Here is a 15,045-nt window from a genome sequence, read left to right on the forward strand (position 1 = left end):
TTCGCCCTACATTTACCATAATGTCAGTTAGTCGTATTTTGTGAACTTTATTTTAAATTATTTTTAACGAACTTAAAATATCAACATCTAAATTTAGACAAACTTAAAGATCAATATACTTATCCCTAAGCGTACAATACATTTAGACATATAAAATCCTTAGATCCCCTAATTCCTTATTAAGGAATAAAGTTTCTAATTTTAAGCTTAGTACATCTTTCTTTTTTTACAACTAGTATAGCTTAGTTACATTCACTATAAAAACTAAGGCCTTAAGGGCTGAAAACTAAACTTGTATCCTAGTTCTAGGTAAGGCCCCTGAGCTTGCAAGAACTGATGCGCTGTATACTGTGAAGACTGATTTCCCCAGCGGTAGAACCCTAAGAAAAAACTGTGGCGATGGTGGAATAAATTATAATCTACTTTTAAGAGTAAAGACAACTGAGCATACCAACTTTGATTAGCTTCTGGTCCTTCTGACCAATCATAAATCACCCATTTATCTAAGAGAGCCTGTTGATTTAAACGAGGACTATTTTGTCCAATTTGTGGCCTTAAGCTAGCCTGAAGGGTCCAATTACTTCCCCAGTTATATTGATAATCTAAATAGGCCCGAAACATAAATCGCCCTGTTTGTAATAAAGGCCAATGGCGACTATAAGTATCAGTATAATACCCCTGAATATATCGGAACTGCCCTTTGAGCTGCCAATTCTCCAAATAGTTTCCACTAAGCTCTATGCCCAAAGCGGCTAGTTCTGATCGGCCATTAAATTGTAATTCTCCTTGTTGGGCCAAAAGTAATAAGCTATTGGTTGTTAAAGTGGCTCGAACGGCTTTTTCTAATTGGGGCAATTGGGCCATTGACAACTGTAAATAATAAAGCCGCAAACGACCCGAACTTTTCCAAGCATAATTATAGGCCAGCATGGCTTGTCTGGCATAACTACTTGGCCCTTGCTCAAAAAGCTGGGAATAAGTTGCCGCCAACTGCTGCCGCTCCTCTACCGAAAAAGAAAACCAATGCAAGGGTATGGGCTCAAAATGTATGGCCAACTGAAAAAGTGGCCGTTTGAGAAACTGATTTTTTTCTAAATACCATTGACTGCCCAACTTAATCTTTAAATTTTGAGCAGGGCGAGCTAAGTAGCTGGCCGTAGGATGATAAAGTAAGGAAGAGAAACTGTGGTTCAAGCTATCTTGGCCCAAAGGCGTTTGCTCTGCAAGTTCATAACTTTTTTGCCAAAATCGAAGATGCTGACTCAAGGTCAGACTATGATATTTGGACCATTTTTGTTCTATGTTTGCTTGTAGGCCCAAGCTCATATCTTCTTGTCCTCTTTCTATTTCATATCCATTTTGTTGGACCGAAAGAGTATATTTTTTTCGTTCAGCTAAAATGCCCAAATGATATGCCCTTTGCTTTTCTCCTTGATTTAAGGCCAGATAGTCCTGCTCAAAAAACAAACTTTGTCGATCTTCTTTTTCAGTGCCTCTATCTAAATAACTGGCTTCTATATACAATTGATGTGGGTGAAGCTGCCCCGGCAGCTGCCCCAACTGCAAACTCAACTGTCCAGATTGCCAAAAGGGACTCATTGCCCAAAGGCGCAAACCATATTTTTCACTCAATGGCTGCTCCCAGCTTATAGCAGGCCCCATAAAAGCTTGAATTTGTGCATTTAATGCTTTTTTTTGGGGTAATTGAGGTAAAAAGCTAGAAAACTGCCCTGCTAAATGTGTTGCTTGAGATAAGCGGCTATCTGCCCAAATGGCCTCCTCTTTTCCCCAATAATTTTGAGGATAACGCCATAATAAAGCAGACAAACGATTTTGGCCCTCCAAGCTTTGTCCAATAAAGATGGAAGAAAGGCCTATAGGTGATAGTTGTAAAGAAGATAAATCTTCCCAATCCCAAAAAGGAGCTTGAGCCAAATTTCCTTTAGACCAAAAGCGTGGAGAGATGCCCTCTTTAGTCAAAGGCGGTTGGACATAATGTATATCTCTATGTTGGTCATTTGGCTGCAGCTCAAAATTCCATTTTTCTATCCGATTAGGGGCTAAAGTGCTATCATTTTCGGCTGGCAAAGGGATCAAAAATACTTCTAGGGGCAGACTGTCTAGCTTACGAATAAATACTTCTTGAGGATAATAGTCTTTTATCGATAAATAAAGGCGATAAGGTGGAGCCCCTAAGTTGCTCAACTGAAAATAGCCGTTGGCCTGGCTGTGCACAAAACGGCGGGGATAAAGTTGAAGTACTTCAACTCTAACAGCAGCAAGAGGAGATTTGCTTTCTGCATCTAAGACAAAGCCACTTAAACTGTCTTGTCCCCAAAGAGGAAAAGAAAAAAAGAGGAGTACCAAAAAAAACAGCAGTTGGAGAATGGGGAGGCGAAGCATGAATAGAGGAACTTTTTCTTTTGGGATAAATCACAAATTTAGAAGAAGTTGTCAGGATTTACAATAAAAAAGGAGACCGATATATCGGTCTCCTTCCAGCAACAGACTTAGTGATTGCTTTATACTTTCTAATCTATTTTTGGCGTACTACATAGCGCCAGCCGCCCTAGTGCCTGCGGTAAGCAGACAGCAAGGCTGCAAGCCGCAGTTCGACGACTGTAGGGAGTAACACCCCAAAACAACTAGTGCAAAACTTATTTTAAACAGCCATTAGTCTTTTAGCAAAGAGCGAGAAATGACTAATTTTTGGATTTCAGAAGTTCCTTCTCCGATCGTACAAAGTTTTGAGTCGCGGAAAAACTTCTCTACGGGGAAGTCTTTCGTATAACCATAACCACCATGTACCTGAATGCTATCCGTAGCTACTTTTACGCAAACCTCGGAGGCCATATATTTAGCCATAGCAGAGATTTTGGTTACGGGAAGGTGATTATCTTTGAGGTAACCAGCCTTGCGGGTAAGTAATTCAGCGGCTTCAATTTCGGTGGCCATATCAGCAAGTTTGAAAGCAATTGCTTGGAACTTAGAGATGGCTTTGCCAAACTGTTCTCTTTCTTTAGAGTATTTGAGGGCCGCTTTATAGGCTCCTTTGGCGATACCTAGAGAAAGGGCAGCAATAGAAATTCGGCCACCGTCTAGAATCTTCATTGCTTGAATAAAGCCTTCTCCTTCTTTGCCCAACAACTGGCTTTTGTGTACGCGGCAATTTTCGAACACCAATTCGGCGGTTTCAGAGGCACGCATACCTAATTTATTTTCCTTTTTACCAGCAGAAAAGCCTTCCATATTACGCTCAATAACAAAGGCGCTAATTCCGTGGCTATCGAGTAGGTCGCCTGTGCGGACTAAGACCACTCCAACATCACCACTAATGCCGTGTGTAATCCAGTTCTTGGTACCATTAATAATATAATAGTCGCCATCTTTTTCGGCTGTACACTGCATGCGCATAGCATCAGAACCGGTATTGGCTTCTGTTAAGCCCCAAAAAGCAACATGTTCTCCGCTAGCCAATTTAGGCAAATATTTTTTCTTTTGCTCCTCATTGCCAAACATCAAAATGTGGTTAGTGCCTAATGAGTTGTGAGCGGCTAGAGATAAGCCGATTGAGCTACACACTTGAGCGACTTCTTCGATAACCGTGATATATTCTTGGTAGCCTAGGCCCGTTCCTCCATATTCTTCGGGGACCAAAACGCCCATAAATCCTTGTTCCCCCATTTTTTGGAAAAGGTCTTTGGGAAAATACTGGCGTTCATCCCAATCCATCATTTCGGGGCGAATGTGTTTTTCGGCAAAGTTGCGGGCAGACTCCTGAATAAGAGCCAAAGCCTCATTGGCTGAGCTGTTCATGTAATCCATAAATTAAATAAAGAGATTTTGGGGACCAATTTTGGGTTTTCCTTTTGGTCCAATAGTTTAAGGAAAGCCGCGGCTCTCCGAGAAATGTCCGTTTTGGCAATTTACAATAAAAAAATTGATTTTTGGTTTTTCGGCTTTTTATGCGAAGCCTTAACATAATTTAACTAGCTTCGGATAACTTTAGCATTTTTCATATAAGTGTTTAAGTAAAACAGGAAGTATAATTTTGCGCTCTGCAGGGCCAAAGTATAGGATTTCCATTTGGCCTAGCGATGTGTAGGGGGGCCGCAGGCCAGACCGAAGCGCTTTAGCGCTGAAGGACCGAGCGACCTGACCAACGGGAGCCGACGCAGCGAAGCAAGTAATAGCGATCCCCGAAACGTAGCGCCTGCCGCAGGCAGGAGGCCCCAAAAGAAAATTATCTACTTTTTTAAGTTAATCAGCACTGCTTTTAATTTTTTTCTATGCAAACTATTGCTTTAGTGGGTTGTGGCAATTTGGGCACAGCTATTATTAAGGGACTATTGGCTAGTGGGCAAGCGCCCCAACATATTCGGGCTAGCCGCCGATCTCTTTGGGCACTACAGCCTTTATCTGAACTGGGTGTACAAACTTTTTCAGATAATTTGGAGGCCATTCAGGGAGCCGACATTATTATTTTGGGCCTCAAGCCCTATGTTATGCCTAAGGTTTTGGCGGAAATTGCGCCTAAAATTGGGCCGCAACAGATTGTTGTTTCTTTGGCAACAGGTCTTAGTTTAGATAGTCTAGGCCAACATCTACCTGAAGAGCAACCTTTGGTTCGCGCTATGCCCAATACCGCTGCCGATGTGAGTGAATCGCTCAGCTGCTTGGCACAAAAAAATTGCAGCCTACAACAACAAAAAGCCGTGGGCCATATTTTTGAGGCGGTGGGGGAAGCGATCTGGATTCAGGAAGAACTCATGGAAGCTGCCACCATTTTGGGGGCCTGTGGCGTTGCTTATGTCCTTCGCTTTATTCGCGCAATGGTTCAAGGCGGCATCCAACTGGGTTTTGATGCCCAAACGGCCAAAAAAATTGTGACCCAAACCACCAAGGGGGCTGCCGAACTCCTTTTGCAGGGCGGCAAACACCCTGAAGAAGAAATTGATAAGGTGACTACGCCTAGAGGTTGTACGATCGTCGGCCTTAATGAGATGGAACACTCTGGTTTTAGCTCAGCCCTGATTAAAGGGATTTTGGCCTCCTTTGAAGCGATTGAAAAAAAGTAATCCTACATCACAATTTGTCCGCTAAAAAATGGTCGAGCAGCTTAGAATTACTCTAAATAACTGACAAACAAAAGCTTGCAAGACCTGCTAATTATATTGCCAAAAAAAACTTGGCCCCCAATGCCCCAATCAAATCAAAATCACTATTTTTAGCGGGTACGAATGCATTTTCACTTACTTATTCCTAATAATTAAATTATGCTCTTTTCTGTTATCCTGAGTTTTATCATTGGCTATATAGCCATTGTGTTTGAGCATCCGCTCAAACTGGATAAAACCGTTCCCGCCCTAATTATGGCAGCCCTCTGTTGGGCTTTCGTTTCTTTGGGCCATCTCCCTGTTTTTGATCATCATGGACATGAGGCAGTATTAGACAATATTCTGCTTCACCATATTGGAAAAACTGCCGAAATCCTCATCTTCCTTATTGGCGCCATGACGATTGTAGAGCTGATTGACTTACATGGTGGTTTTGGCGCTATTACCGACCGCATCAAAACGACCAAAAAATCGACTATGCTTTGGATGGTCATGCCTTTGGCCTTTTTCCTTTCTGCAACCCTAGATAACCTCGCTTGTACAATTGTAGTGGTGTCTTTGCTTCGCAAATTGGTGCCCGTAAAAGAAGAGCGTATTTATTTCATCAGTTTGGGCGTTATTGCCGCTAATGCAGGTGGTGCCTGGTCTCCAATTGGAGATGTAACAACCACTATGCTCTGGATTGGTAACCGCATCTCGGTTTCTGGTTTGGTCATGGCCCTTTTGCTCCCTTCTATTGTCTGTGCAGTTATTCCTACAGCCGTTATGGCCGCTATGCCTTACATGAAAGGGAATATCACCCCAGCCGATACTTCTGACAATCACGCTGGAGAGAAAAACCCAAAAATCAAAGGCGCAGACACTATGCTTATTGCAGGTCTAGCCGGTCTAGTTTTCGTGCCTATCTTCAAAACAGTAACCCACCTTCCTCCTTATGTAGGCATGATGCTTTCTTTGGGTGTTGTTTGGTTGATCTCAGAATACCTTCACCCCGATGAAGAATTTGAAGATAAACAGAAATATTCTGCTCACCACGCCCTCTCTCGTATCGAGATGTCTAGTATCCTTTTCTTCCTCGGTATCTTGATGGCAGTGGCCTCTCTAGAGTCACTCAATGTACTTAAAGACTTGGCCGAAGCCATGAACGGCGTCTTCCCTTCTGATAAACAATATCTACCCGGTGTAGTTGGTCTCGACCTCGTTGTTGCGATCCTCGGTCTGGGTTCTGCCCTTATCGATAACGTGCCCTTGGTGGCTGCCGCTATGGGGATGTACTCTACTCAAGAGTATGTTATGGACCATAAACTATGGCACTTCTTGGCTTATTCTGCTGGTACTGGTGGATCTATGCTCATCATCGGTTCTGCCGCAGGTGTGGCCGCTATGGGCATGGAGAAAATCGACTTTATGTGGTACATGAAAAAAATCGCTTGGCTGGCCCTAGTCGGCTTCTTTGCTGGAGCGATCGTTTTCTTGCTCATCCACCCTATCGTTGAGCCTTACCTTATTGATACAGCTAGTCATGCTGTTCCTGCTACTGGTGGTGGACACTAATCTAGCCTATACTTTCTATAAAATGCCTATTCCTTCTATAAGGAGTAGGCGTTTTTTTTGGGGCCTCCGCCTCGCTGCGCTCGTCGGCGCTACGTTCCGCAGCTCGCTATTCGCTCGGCCCTTCGGCGCTTAAAGCGCCTCGGTCTGGCCCTGCGGGCCACTGCTACACATCGCTAGGCCATGGCATTCCAAGCTCAAAAAAGAAAGTCATCAAAAGAAAATTTGTATCTATTTCCTACATTTGCGTTTCGAACAAAAAGAAAAAATATGAACACGCCTAACTTAATGCTCCTACTTTTTGCCAGCCTATTGCTCCTCTCTTGTGGCCCCAAAAAAACTGAAGACGGCCTTCCCTTAGACGAAAATGGCCGAGAAGATTTTCTTAGCTTTCATCATAAGTTTTTTCATGAAATTGATTTTCAATTGGCCCGAATTGACTTCCCCGTTACTGGTCCTCAAATGGCCAATGGCCTGCCCAAACTCATTGAAGAAAAGGACTGGACCCTGCTCCGCCCTATCGAAGGCCAAGAAGGAGTCGAACGACAATTTGCCCCCCGAGCCAATGATTTAATGGAAGAGTATATCATTAGCCACAAGGCCTTTGTCATTAAGCTGCGCTACCAACACAATGAGGTCCAAAATAAATGGTACCTCACTCATTATTCTGGAATTACAAGCCAAAATATGAAAGCCACAGTAGACTCTACTAAGTTAGACAGCAACCGCGTTTTATTGGTCCATCCCGATTCTCTAGCCAGCAATAAATAAACAAGCGCTTAGCTTTTAAATTTAACCGTTCTTTGTATTTTGGGGCGCAAACGCTTTTTATCCGCCAAAAAATTGAAACTACATGGCTTTGTTGGACCAAATTGTAGAGCGCTTAGGCGCCGAGAAAGCAGCCTATCTGCTCGAACACCAATCATCGACTTTTCCAAAATCTACGATTCACGCTCCCCGTCCCAACTTCATTGATGAGGTTTGGAGCCAGAGCAACAGAAATATACAAACGCTCCGCAGTCTAGGGAGCCTACACAATCACGGTCGCCTAGGAGGCACGGGTTTTCTCTCTATCCTTCCTGTAGACCAGGGAATTGAGCATACTGCGGGTGCTTCTTTTGCCCCCAACCCCATCTACTTCGATCCTGAAAATATCATCAAATTGGCTATTGAGGCAGAATGTAGCGCCGTAGCCACTACTTATGGCGTTTTGGGTACTGTGGCCAGAAAATATGCCCACAAAATTCCTTTCGTGGTTAAAATTAACCACAATGAATTGATGACCTACCCCAACAAATATGACCAAATCATGTTTGGCTCAATCAAAAATGCTTGGGATATGGGCGCTGTAGCCGTAGGCGCAACCATCTATTTTGGCTCTGAAAATTCTAATCGCCAACTTATTGAAGTAGCAGAGGCCTTTGAATATGCTCATGAACTCGGTATGGCGACCATTCTTTGGTGCTACACCCGCAATTCTGCCTTCAAAAAGGATAAGGATTATCATGTAGCTGCGGACCTTACAGGCCAAGCCAACCATTTGGGCGTAACGATCCAAGCCGATATTATTAAGCAAAAGTTGCCCGAAAACAATGGCGGCTTTAGCGCAGTAGGGTTTGGAAAGACACATCCTAAAATGTACTCGGACCTCAGCAGCGAGCACCCTATCGACCTTTGTCGTTACCAAGTAGCTAACTGCTACATGGGCCGTGTAGGTTTGCTCAACTCGGGTGGAGCTTCTGGTGGAAATGACCTGCAAGATGCTGTAGAAACAGCAGTAATTAACAAACGCGCTGGTGGTTTGGGCCTTATTTTGGGGCGCAAAGCCTTCCAGAAACCTATGAATGAAGGAGTAGAAATTATTTCTGCCGTTCAAGATGTATATGCTTGTAATGAGATTGACCTAGCCTAAGGCCCATGGTCTAAATAAAAAGCCAGCCCCCAAAGGGCTGGCTTTTTTCTGTTTGCAGAACAGACTTTTGGTCCATAAAGGCGGCAAAGCCGCTGTAAAGGAGCGCAGCGACTGGCCTAGCGATGTGCAGCAGTGGCCGAAGGCCAGACCGAGTTTTTGAGCGCAGCTAAAAAACGAAGGGCCGAGCGAGCAGCGAGCCCCAAAGCGTAGCGCAGCAAGGCGAAGCCGCAGCTGAGGCCCCAAAACAGCCCCCAACTTTAAATAGTTATAATAAGCTTAACATTTTATAAAACTTCCTTGTACTTTTGCGGTAGAATAAAAGTTATCTACAAATGAAAATCATTATTGCTGGAGCTGGAGAAGTGGGTTTCCACTTGGCTCGTCTGCTTGCCGATGAGCAGCAAGATATTACGCTTATAGACACCAACAAAGATCGATTAGCCTATATCGAGAACCGTTTGGATGTCCTCACCCTCAATGCTAATGCGGCCTCGACCAAGGCGCTGCGGCAGGCTAAAATTGAGCGCACAGATATGCTCATTGCCGCCACAGCTTCTGAGACGACCAACATCACAATTGGTTTGATTGGTAAAAAATTGGGAGCTCGGCATAGTATTGTTCGGGTATCTAACTCTGAATATCTCTCCTGCGGAGAAGGCGATTTTTCTTTATTAGATTTGGGCATTGATGAATTGATTTCACCAGCGGCTTTGGTGACCCATGAAATTGAGCGCCTTTTGGAGCAATCTGGCGTAACTGATTCAATTGATTTTGGTGATGGTCAACTGAAGGTCGTAGGGGTGCATTTGGTAGAAGAAGACGCCCCTATTTTGAATAAAAGCGTAGTGGAAGCGGCTGCGGCTCATGGCAAAAAGCTCATGCCCGTAGCCATCAGAAGAGGCTATAAAACGCTGATTCCTAGAGGAAACTCGGTTTTTAAGCAAAATGATTTTGCCTATTTTGTTTCCTGTGCCAAGGATTTGCCCGACCTCATGAAATTCACGGGCAAACCTGAGGTAAATATTCGCAATATCATGATTGTAGGGGGGAGTTTGATTGGACAGCAATCGGCCAAGCTACTCAGTCATAAGTATAATGTAAAGTTGGTAGAGCTCAATCGAGACAAATGCTATAATTTCGCCGAGCGTTTGCCTGAAACCCTTGTAATTCATGGTGATGCTCGTCAAGTGGATCTGCTCAAAGAAGAGAACATTGATGAGATGGATGCTTTTATTGCCGTAACGGGCAATTCAGAAACGAACATTATGTCTTGTTTGGTGGCTAAGTCTTTAGGCGTTCGCCAGACCATTGCGCTGGTTGAAAATATGGATTACATCCACCTTTCTCAGAATATTGGTATTGATACGCTAATCAATAAAAAGCTTTTGGCGGCTTCCAATATCTTTAAGTTTGTCCGCAAAGGTGAGGTATTAACCATCGGGAACTTGCATGGGGTACAGGCCGAAATTTTGGAATTTGAGGTCAAAGCCAAATCCAAAATCACCCGCTTCCCTATCCGCAAATTAGGTTTCCCTGAAGGGGCCATTATTGGTGGGGTACTTCGTGGTAGCCAAAGCTACACCCCACTTGGAGATTTTAAAATTGAAGAGGGCGACCGCGTAGTGGTCTTCACCCTTCCCGATGCCATTCGTAAAGTAGAACGTTTCTTTAAATAGCCCCCTAAAATGCCTAAAAGTAGATTTCACCTCAAGGTCATTATGAATGTAATGGGCAGTATGCTCTTTTTTAATGGCCTTTTTATGTTAGCTTGTTTACCAATAGCCCTAATCTACCAAGCCGAAGGCGGCGGGATGATGGATATGGCTGGTTTTTGGGAGTTTCTAATTCCCGGTTTGGGCTCAATTCTTTTGGGGTTTGGCAGTTGGCTAGGCACCCGCAAGCATTCTGGCAACTTGAGCAAAAGAGATGGTTATTTAATTGTAAGCTTAGGTTGGCTCCTGATGTCAGTAGTGGGCGCCCTCCCCTATTATCTCTTTGGGGGACAAGAATTTCCCGATTTTGCCTGCGCCCTTTTTGAATCAGTCTCTGGATTCACCACTACAGGGGCTTCGGTTATCAATGATATTGAGGCTATGCCCCGATCTATTCTCTTCTGGCGATCACTAACCCACTGGATTGGGGGAATGGGAATTATCGTACTCACTATTGCCATTTTGCCCCTTTTGGGAATTGGCGGGATGCAGCTTTTTGTGGCCGAGGCCCCTGGCCCCACTGCCGATAAATTGCACCCTCGAATTACGGAAACCGCCAAGCGGCTTTGGGTCATTTACGTCATGTTGACTGTTGTTGAAACCATTTTGTTACTTTTCTGTGGCCTAGACCTCTATCATGCCGTTAATCATGCTTTTGCCACCGTATCTACAGGGGGATTTTCTACGCAAAATGCCAGTTTGGCCGCCTATGGGCCTGCCGTGCATTATGTTGTGATTGTCTTCATGTTTTTGTCGGGGATGAATTTCTCCCTAACCTATTGGGGACTCAAGGGACAGTTACATCGCATTTGGCGCAATGAAGAGTTTAGAGCCTATCTATTCTCCGTCCTTATTATTACCGCTATTGCCACTGCTCTCGTCTTTCATTACGACCCTCAAAAGCTAAATGTCTCTTTAGAGGAAGCCTTTAGAGATGCGCTCTTCCAAGTGATTGCCGTTATTACCACTACGGGCTTTGTGACCGAGGATTTCACAGCTTGGGGGCCATTTCTCAAGGTCGTTTTCTTCCTCATGATGTTTATGGGGGCCTCTGCAGGTTCTACCTCTGGAGGAGTGAAAATTGTTCGGCATATCCTTATCCTGAAGAACGGTATTTTAGAATTTAAACGTCAACTTCATCCCAATGCCATCTTGCCTTTGCGCTATAACAAAAAGGCCGTAGAGGGAAAAATCGCCTATAATGTACTGGCCTTTTTCCTCATTTATATGGCCCTCTATTGCTTTGGCTGCCTCATTATGGCCGCTTGGGGCTTCGATTTTGAAACCGTTTTGGGATCGGTCGCTACCTCTTTGGGTAATGTAGGGCCTGGCTTGGGACAGGTTAATCCTGTTTCCAATTTTGCCTTTTTCAATCAAGGACAAAAGTTTTTCCTCTCTTTCTTGATGCTACTTGGCCGACTAGAGCTCTTTACGGTGCTCATTGTACTCACGCCCTTCTTCTGGAAAAAATACTAGATCGTTACTATTGATTCCATCATTAAAAGAGCAGCTTTAAGGCTGCTCTTTTTTTATTGACTTCGCCCTTGACACAACAATATCATTCTATTATAATATTTTGGGGCTGCCCCGCCCTGCGGGCGGGTCGGGCTGTGTCGCAGCTCGCAGGTCTGCTCGGCCCTTAGGGGCTTTTGCTTCGCTTCAGCCCCTAGGGCTGCGGCTGCGCCGCACCACTATCCATCCCTCAGCCTGCGGCGGCTTTGCCGCCTGCTAGCCGTGGCTGCAGGTTAAAACCAGCAGCCAATTCAGGAACAACAGAGCCAGCCTTTGACCAGTCCCCAAACTACCCAGTTGCCGAAGAAAATGGCCAAGAGAAAAAAGACAGTTGAGCGGCCACAACAAGCCCTTTAGTCCGCAGTTCGACGACCAACGGGAGTAACCGCCCGCCGAAGGCGGGAGGCCTAAAAAAATCAAAACACAGATTTTCTTATTATAATTTTGAAAAGCAAATTACTTTTTTCAGCAACTAGTACCTATCCAATATTTTTTGAATATCGAGCTCAAAATCAGAGTCAAATTTATATTTTATAATATTTTGGACCTCCTCCCAACTATCACAATGACTATGTCCTCCATCATACAGAAGTATTAAGCCAATATTGTGTTCTTGATAATCAATAACTTTGAACTCTCCATGATTGCCAACTATGCCTTAAACACAGGATTTTGGGGAGCTAAATTAGAGAGCTAGCGAACACAATTTTTGAAGGGAAATGCTCATCTGAAAAATAAAGATCTATTTCACTTTCCTTTAAGTGGTAATCTATAATATATTCGCCAAACATATAGACCTCTGCTATTGTGCAATTAGCAAAATCATCTAATCGAAGAACAGTTGTATCTGTAATTAAAACGGGCCCTAATTGAGTATACAATATGGCTGAAATGTCGTCTGCTAAATAGCTAAACAGTATTTTTTTTCCACTTAGCATCGAAAAGGCAAATAGTTTTTGGCCAATTGCTATAACATAACTTTCCGTTCTTGCCAGATAAATACTATGTTCTTCCTCCTTAAAATAGAGGCGGCTAGTATTCAATCTGAAGCCATAAGTAGTTGGTCCTGCATTCAATATAAAACAACTAGTTTCGTTAAGAGGACCTTCTTCATCTAGTAAAATATTGTGACTAGCTACTAGCATATCAAATAATGCTAGCTTTACTTTCTTAAGCATTATTTATTTTTTAAGGATAACTTATAGGTAGAAAGAGCTCTACCTTTTCTGAGCGATCAGACAAGGATAATATTATTCTATCTCTTTTTAGCTGGTAACTTAGAATCTCTGTACAAAGCTGGTGTGCCACTCTAACTGAACAGTTAGCAATATCAGTAAGCTGTATAATACTACTCCTTGTAACTAATACTACTCCTAACTGAACGCTATGTATCGCCCTAATACGATCTACTAAATTCATCACCAACATAATTGTCCCCTCTTTCATCGAAAAGGCAAATAGTTTTTGACCAATTGCTATAACATAACTTTCCGTTCTTGCCAGATAAATACTATGTTCTTCCTCCTTAAAATAGACACGGCTAGTATTTAATCTGAAGCCATAAGTAGTTGGTCCTGCATTCAATATAAAACAACTAGTTTCGTTAAGAGGGCCTTCTTCATCTAGTAAAATATTATGACTGGCTACTAGCATATCAAATAACGCTAGCTTTACTTTCTTAAGCATTACTTATTTCTTTTAAACTTAGACACCCTTTCCTGCGCCTAGAAGGAGCGAAGCGACTGGCCTAGCGATGTGCAGCTGGGCGGCGCAGCCGCAGACCCAGCAAAAAAGCGAAGCTTTTTTTGCGCAGGGCCGAGCAGACCTGCGAGCTGCGACACGTAGCGCCCGCCACAGGCGGGAGGCCCCAAACTGCAAATCAATATAGATAGAGCTATTCGAGCAAAGGTGAATCATACTCCTAGTATGAACAAATCCCTAACATGTACTCCATCGACTATAGTTTATCCAAAAATAAATCTAAATTCACTGGGATTGGGTAACCATGCTTTGCTGCGTAATTCCTAACAAGAGTTCCCACTAAAAAATCCTCTGCATCAGCAAAATGTAGATATATTTTATCTTTCGTTTTCAAGTCAACTAAAATAGGGACATTCCCATAACAGGCGTCCTTAGGATCTCTAGTTTCCAAAAATTTAGAACTATTCCATACAAAAATAACTCCCCAAGTTAAGATAACAGAAAGTTCATCTACAACAGTAAGTTCTCCTAAAGTAGATTCGCACCTTCGAATTTCCTGTAATACTATTTCTTTAGCTTCTTCATATTCTTTAGTATCCATATCATTATTTTTCTGTAGTATCCCAAACTTGCCAAGCATCTACGCCTACCCCCTTGATAAATTCACTTTGTTTGTGCCGATTTTGTCATACACATAGTTTTTTTGGGGATCTGCCGCCTTTGGCGGCCGGGCCCTTACAGGGCTCGCAGGTCTGCTCGGCCCTGCGCCAGCAAGCTGGCTGGGTCTGCCGCTGCGCGGCACCCTTTCAGGCCCCTAGGCCTGCGGCCCTTCGGGCCTGTAGGATGGATATATACCTGTGGGTTGAAACCCACAGCCATGCAACAATCCCATTCTACATCTATAGTGCGGAGAGGATTAAAATCCTCTACCGCTTTGAACAAGGGTTATTTTTTCTTCGGTTGTTTGATTTTGTTTTTTCTCCCTCATAAATTTTATAGGAACCCTAGGGCCAAGGCCCTAGGCTAGCTAAAAAATCGTCATCCCCTCATTCGAGGAGATTTTCTGTTCCACTAGGCTCCATCAGCAAACAAGGGCTTTAGCCCGTCAGTTTGCATAGACCCGCAACCATGGGCTTCATCAGCCCATGGAAGAAAAGGCTAGCCAATATAATCTTTAAGCTTGTTTAAACGACCCTGGGCTGAAGCCCAGGCTTGTAGACTTGAGCGAACTAGCGGACTAAAGTCCTTGTTCGCTTTTCTTGCTTCTAAGGGCTCAAAACTGCCCAGCTGCTAAAAGACACTTTCTTTTTCTCCCTTTTTCAAAACTCCAAGAAAAAGTTGAGGGACTAATAAATTAGGGCGATGGGGTTGCACAAGCCCAAAATAGGGGTCCTCTAAGGTATAAATTAGGTCCAAAAACCCCAAAATACACCTTCTAAGCTTTGCTTTCAACTATAGGCACTGCTATTTAGATGTCCAAAACTTACTGGCTAAGTTTCTTGGCCCAAGAATAGCCGTCTCTGACTGTATTCAGTAGGTC

General features: G+C 43.6%; 11 protein-coding genes. 6 read left to right on the forward strand and 5 right to left on the reverse strand.

The genetic code is table 11. The features are described 5' to 3' along the window. Window positions 1–264 precede the first annotated feature (264 nt). On the reverse strand, window positions 265–2,403 hold the full coding sequence (locus PPO43_RS00710; protein WP_272619869.1) for a carboxypeptidase-like regulatory domain-containing protein: 2,139 nt from the start codon (window positions 2,401–2,403) through the stop codon (window positions 265–267). A 270-nt stretch (window positions 2,404–2,673) separates the two neighbouring features. Continuing rightward, on the reverse strand, window positions 2,674–3,816 hold the full coding sequence (locus PPO43_RS00715) for an acyl-CoA dehydrogenase family protein (protein WP_442985467.1): 1,143 nt from the start codon (window positions 3,814–3,816) through the stop codon (window positions 2,674–2,676). Window positions 3,817–4,289: 473 nt separating this feature from the next. Here PPO43_RS00715 and proC point away from each other — a divergent pair, with 473 nt between their 5' ends. The 6 genes from proC (at window position 4,290) to PPO43_RS00745 (ending at window position 11,768) form a co-directional block, all read left to right on the forward strand. Further along, window positions 4,290–5,078 carry a pyrroline-5-carboxylate reductase gene (gene proC, locus PPO43_RS00720; RefSeq protein ID WP_272619871.1) on the forward strand — a complete coding sequence of 263 codons (789 nt, stop codon included), beginning with the start codon at window positions 4,290–4,292 and terminating at the stop codon, window positions 5,076–5,078. 198 nt (window positions 5,079–5,276) lie between these two features. Continuing rightward, complete coding sequence (nhaD, locus tag PPO43_RS00725) at window positions 5,277–6,671, forward strand: sodium:proton antiporter NhaD (protein WP_272619872.1); 1,395 nt, start codon at window positions 5,277–5,279, stop codon at window positions 6,669–6,671. Between the two features lie 267 nt (window positions 6,672–6,938). Beyond that, the gene (locus PPO43_RS00730) at window positions 6,939–7,439 is read left to right on the forward strand and encodes a hypothetical protein (RefSeq protein ID WP_272619873.1); all 501 of its coding nucleotides are present in this window, start codon (window positions 6,939–6,941) and stop codon (window positions 7,437–7,439) included. A gap of 82 nt (window positions 7,440–7,521) precedes the next feature. Next, entirely contained in the window at window positions 7,522–8,580 is a 1,059-nt protein-coding gene (locus PPO43_RS00735) for a class I fructose-bisphosphate aldolase (protein ID WP_272619874.1), read from the forward strand. A gap of 332 nt (window positions 8,581–8,912) precedes the next feature. Further along, on the forward strand, window positions 8,913–10,256 hold the full coding sequence (gene trkA / locus PPO43_RS00740; protein WP_272619875.1) for a Trk system potassium transporter TrkA: 1,344 nt from the start codon (window positions 8,913–8,915) through the stop codon (window positions 10,254–10,256). A 9-nt stretch (window positions 10,257–10,265) separates the two neighbouring features. Next, on the forward strand, window positions 10,266–11,768 hold the full coding sequence (locus tag PPO43_RS00745; RefSeq protein ID WP_272619876.1) for a TrkH family potassium uptake protein: 1,503 nt from the start codon (window positions 10,266–10,268) through the stop codon (window positions 11,766–11,768). Between the two features lie 716 nt (window positions 11,769–12,484). Here the strand turns inward: PPO43_RS00745 and PPO43_RS00750 are convergent. From PPO43_RS00750 to PPO43_RS00760, 3 genes are all read right to left on the reverse strand, one after another. Further along, a complete protein-coding gene (locus PPO43_RS00750) occupies window positions 12,485–12,949 on the reverse strand; it encodes a hypothetical protein (protein ID WP_272619877.1) in 465 nt (154 codons plus the stop codon). 43 nt (window positions 12,950–12,992) lie between these two features. Then, window positions 12,993–13,490 carry a hypothetical protein gene (locus PPO43_RS00755; protein ID WP_272619878.1) on the reverse strand — a complete coding sequence of 166 codons (498 nt, stop codon included), beginning with the start codon at window positions 13,488–13,490 and terminating at the stop codon, window positions 12,993–12,995. 271 nt (window positions 13,491–13,761) lie between these two features. Continuing rightward, window positions 13,762–14,106, reverse strand: coding sequence for a YrhB domain-containing protein (locus PPO43_RS00760; protein WP_272619879.1), 345 nt, complete (start codon window positions 14,104–14,106; stop codon window positions 13,762–13,764). Window positions 14,107–15,045: the final 939 nt, after the last annotated feature.

The sequence above is a fragment of the Saprospira sp. CCB-QB6 genome (assembly GCF_028464065.1).
Taxonomy (GTDB): Bacteria; Bacteroidota; Bacteroidia; order Chitinophagales; family Saprospiraceae; genus Saprospira.

Excerpts from the sequence above, each read along its gene's own strand:
- PPO43_RS00710 (WP_272619869.1), bottom strand. The coding sequence starts at position 2,403 with ATGCTTCGCCTCCCCATTCTCCAACTGCTGTTTTTTTTGGTACTCCTC.
- PPO43_RS00715 (WP_442985467.1), bottom strand. The coding sequence starts at position 3,816 with ATGAACAGCTCAGCCAATGAGGCTTTGGCTCTTATTCAGGAGTCTGCC.
- proC (WP_272619871.1), top strand. The coding sequence starts at position 4,290 with ATGCAAACTATTGCTTTAGTGGGTTGTGGCAATTTGGGCACAGCTATT.
- nhaD (WP_272619872.1), top strand. The coding sequence starts at position 5,277 with ATGCTCTTTTCTGTTATCCTGAGTTTTATCATTGGCTATATAGCCATT.
- PPO43_RS00730 (WP_272619873.1), top strand. The coding sequence starts at position 6,939 with ATGAACACGCCTAACTTAATGCTCCTACTTTTTGCCAGCCTATTGCTC.
- PPO43_RS00735 (WP_272619874.1), top strand. The coding sequence starts at position 7,522 with ATGGCTTTGTTGGACCAAATTGTAGAGCGCTTAGGCGCCGAGAAAGCA.
- trkA (WP_272619875.1), top strand. The coding sequence starts at position 8,913 with ATGAAAATCATTATTGCTGGAGCTGGAGAAGTGGGTTTCCACTTGGCT.
- PPO43_RS00745 (WP_272619876.1), top strand. The coding sequence starts at position 10,266 with ATGCCTAAAAGTAGATTTCACCTCAAGGTCATTATGAATGTAATGGGC.
- PPO43_RS00750 (WP_272619877.1), bottom strand. The coding sequence starts at position 12,949 with ATGCTAGTAGCTAGTCACAATATTTTACTAGATGAAGAAGGTCCTCTT.
- PPO43_RS00755 (WP_272619878.1), bottom strand. The coding sequence starts at position 13,490 with ATGCTTAAGAAAGTAAAGCTAGCGTTATTTGATATGCTAGTAGCCAGT.
- PPO43_RS00760 (WP_272619879.1), bottom strand. The coding sequence starts at position 14,106 with ATGGATACTAAAGAATATGAAGAAGCTAAAGAAATAGTATTACAGGAA.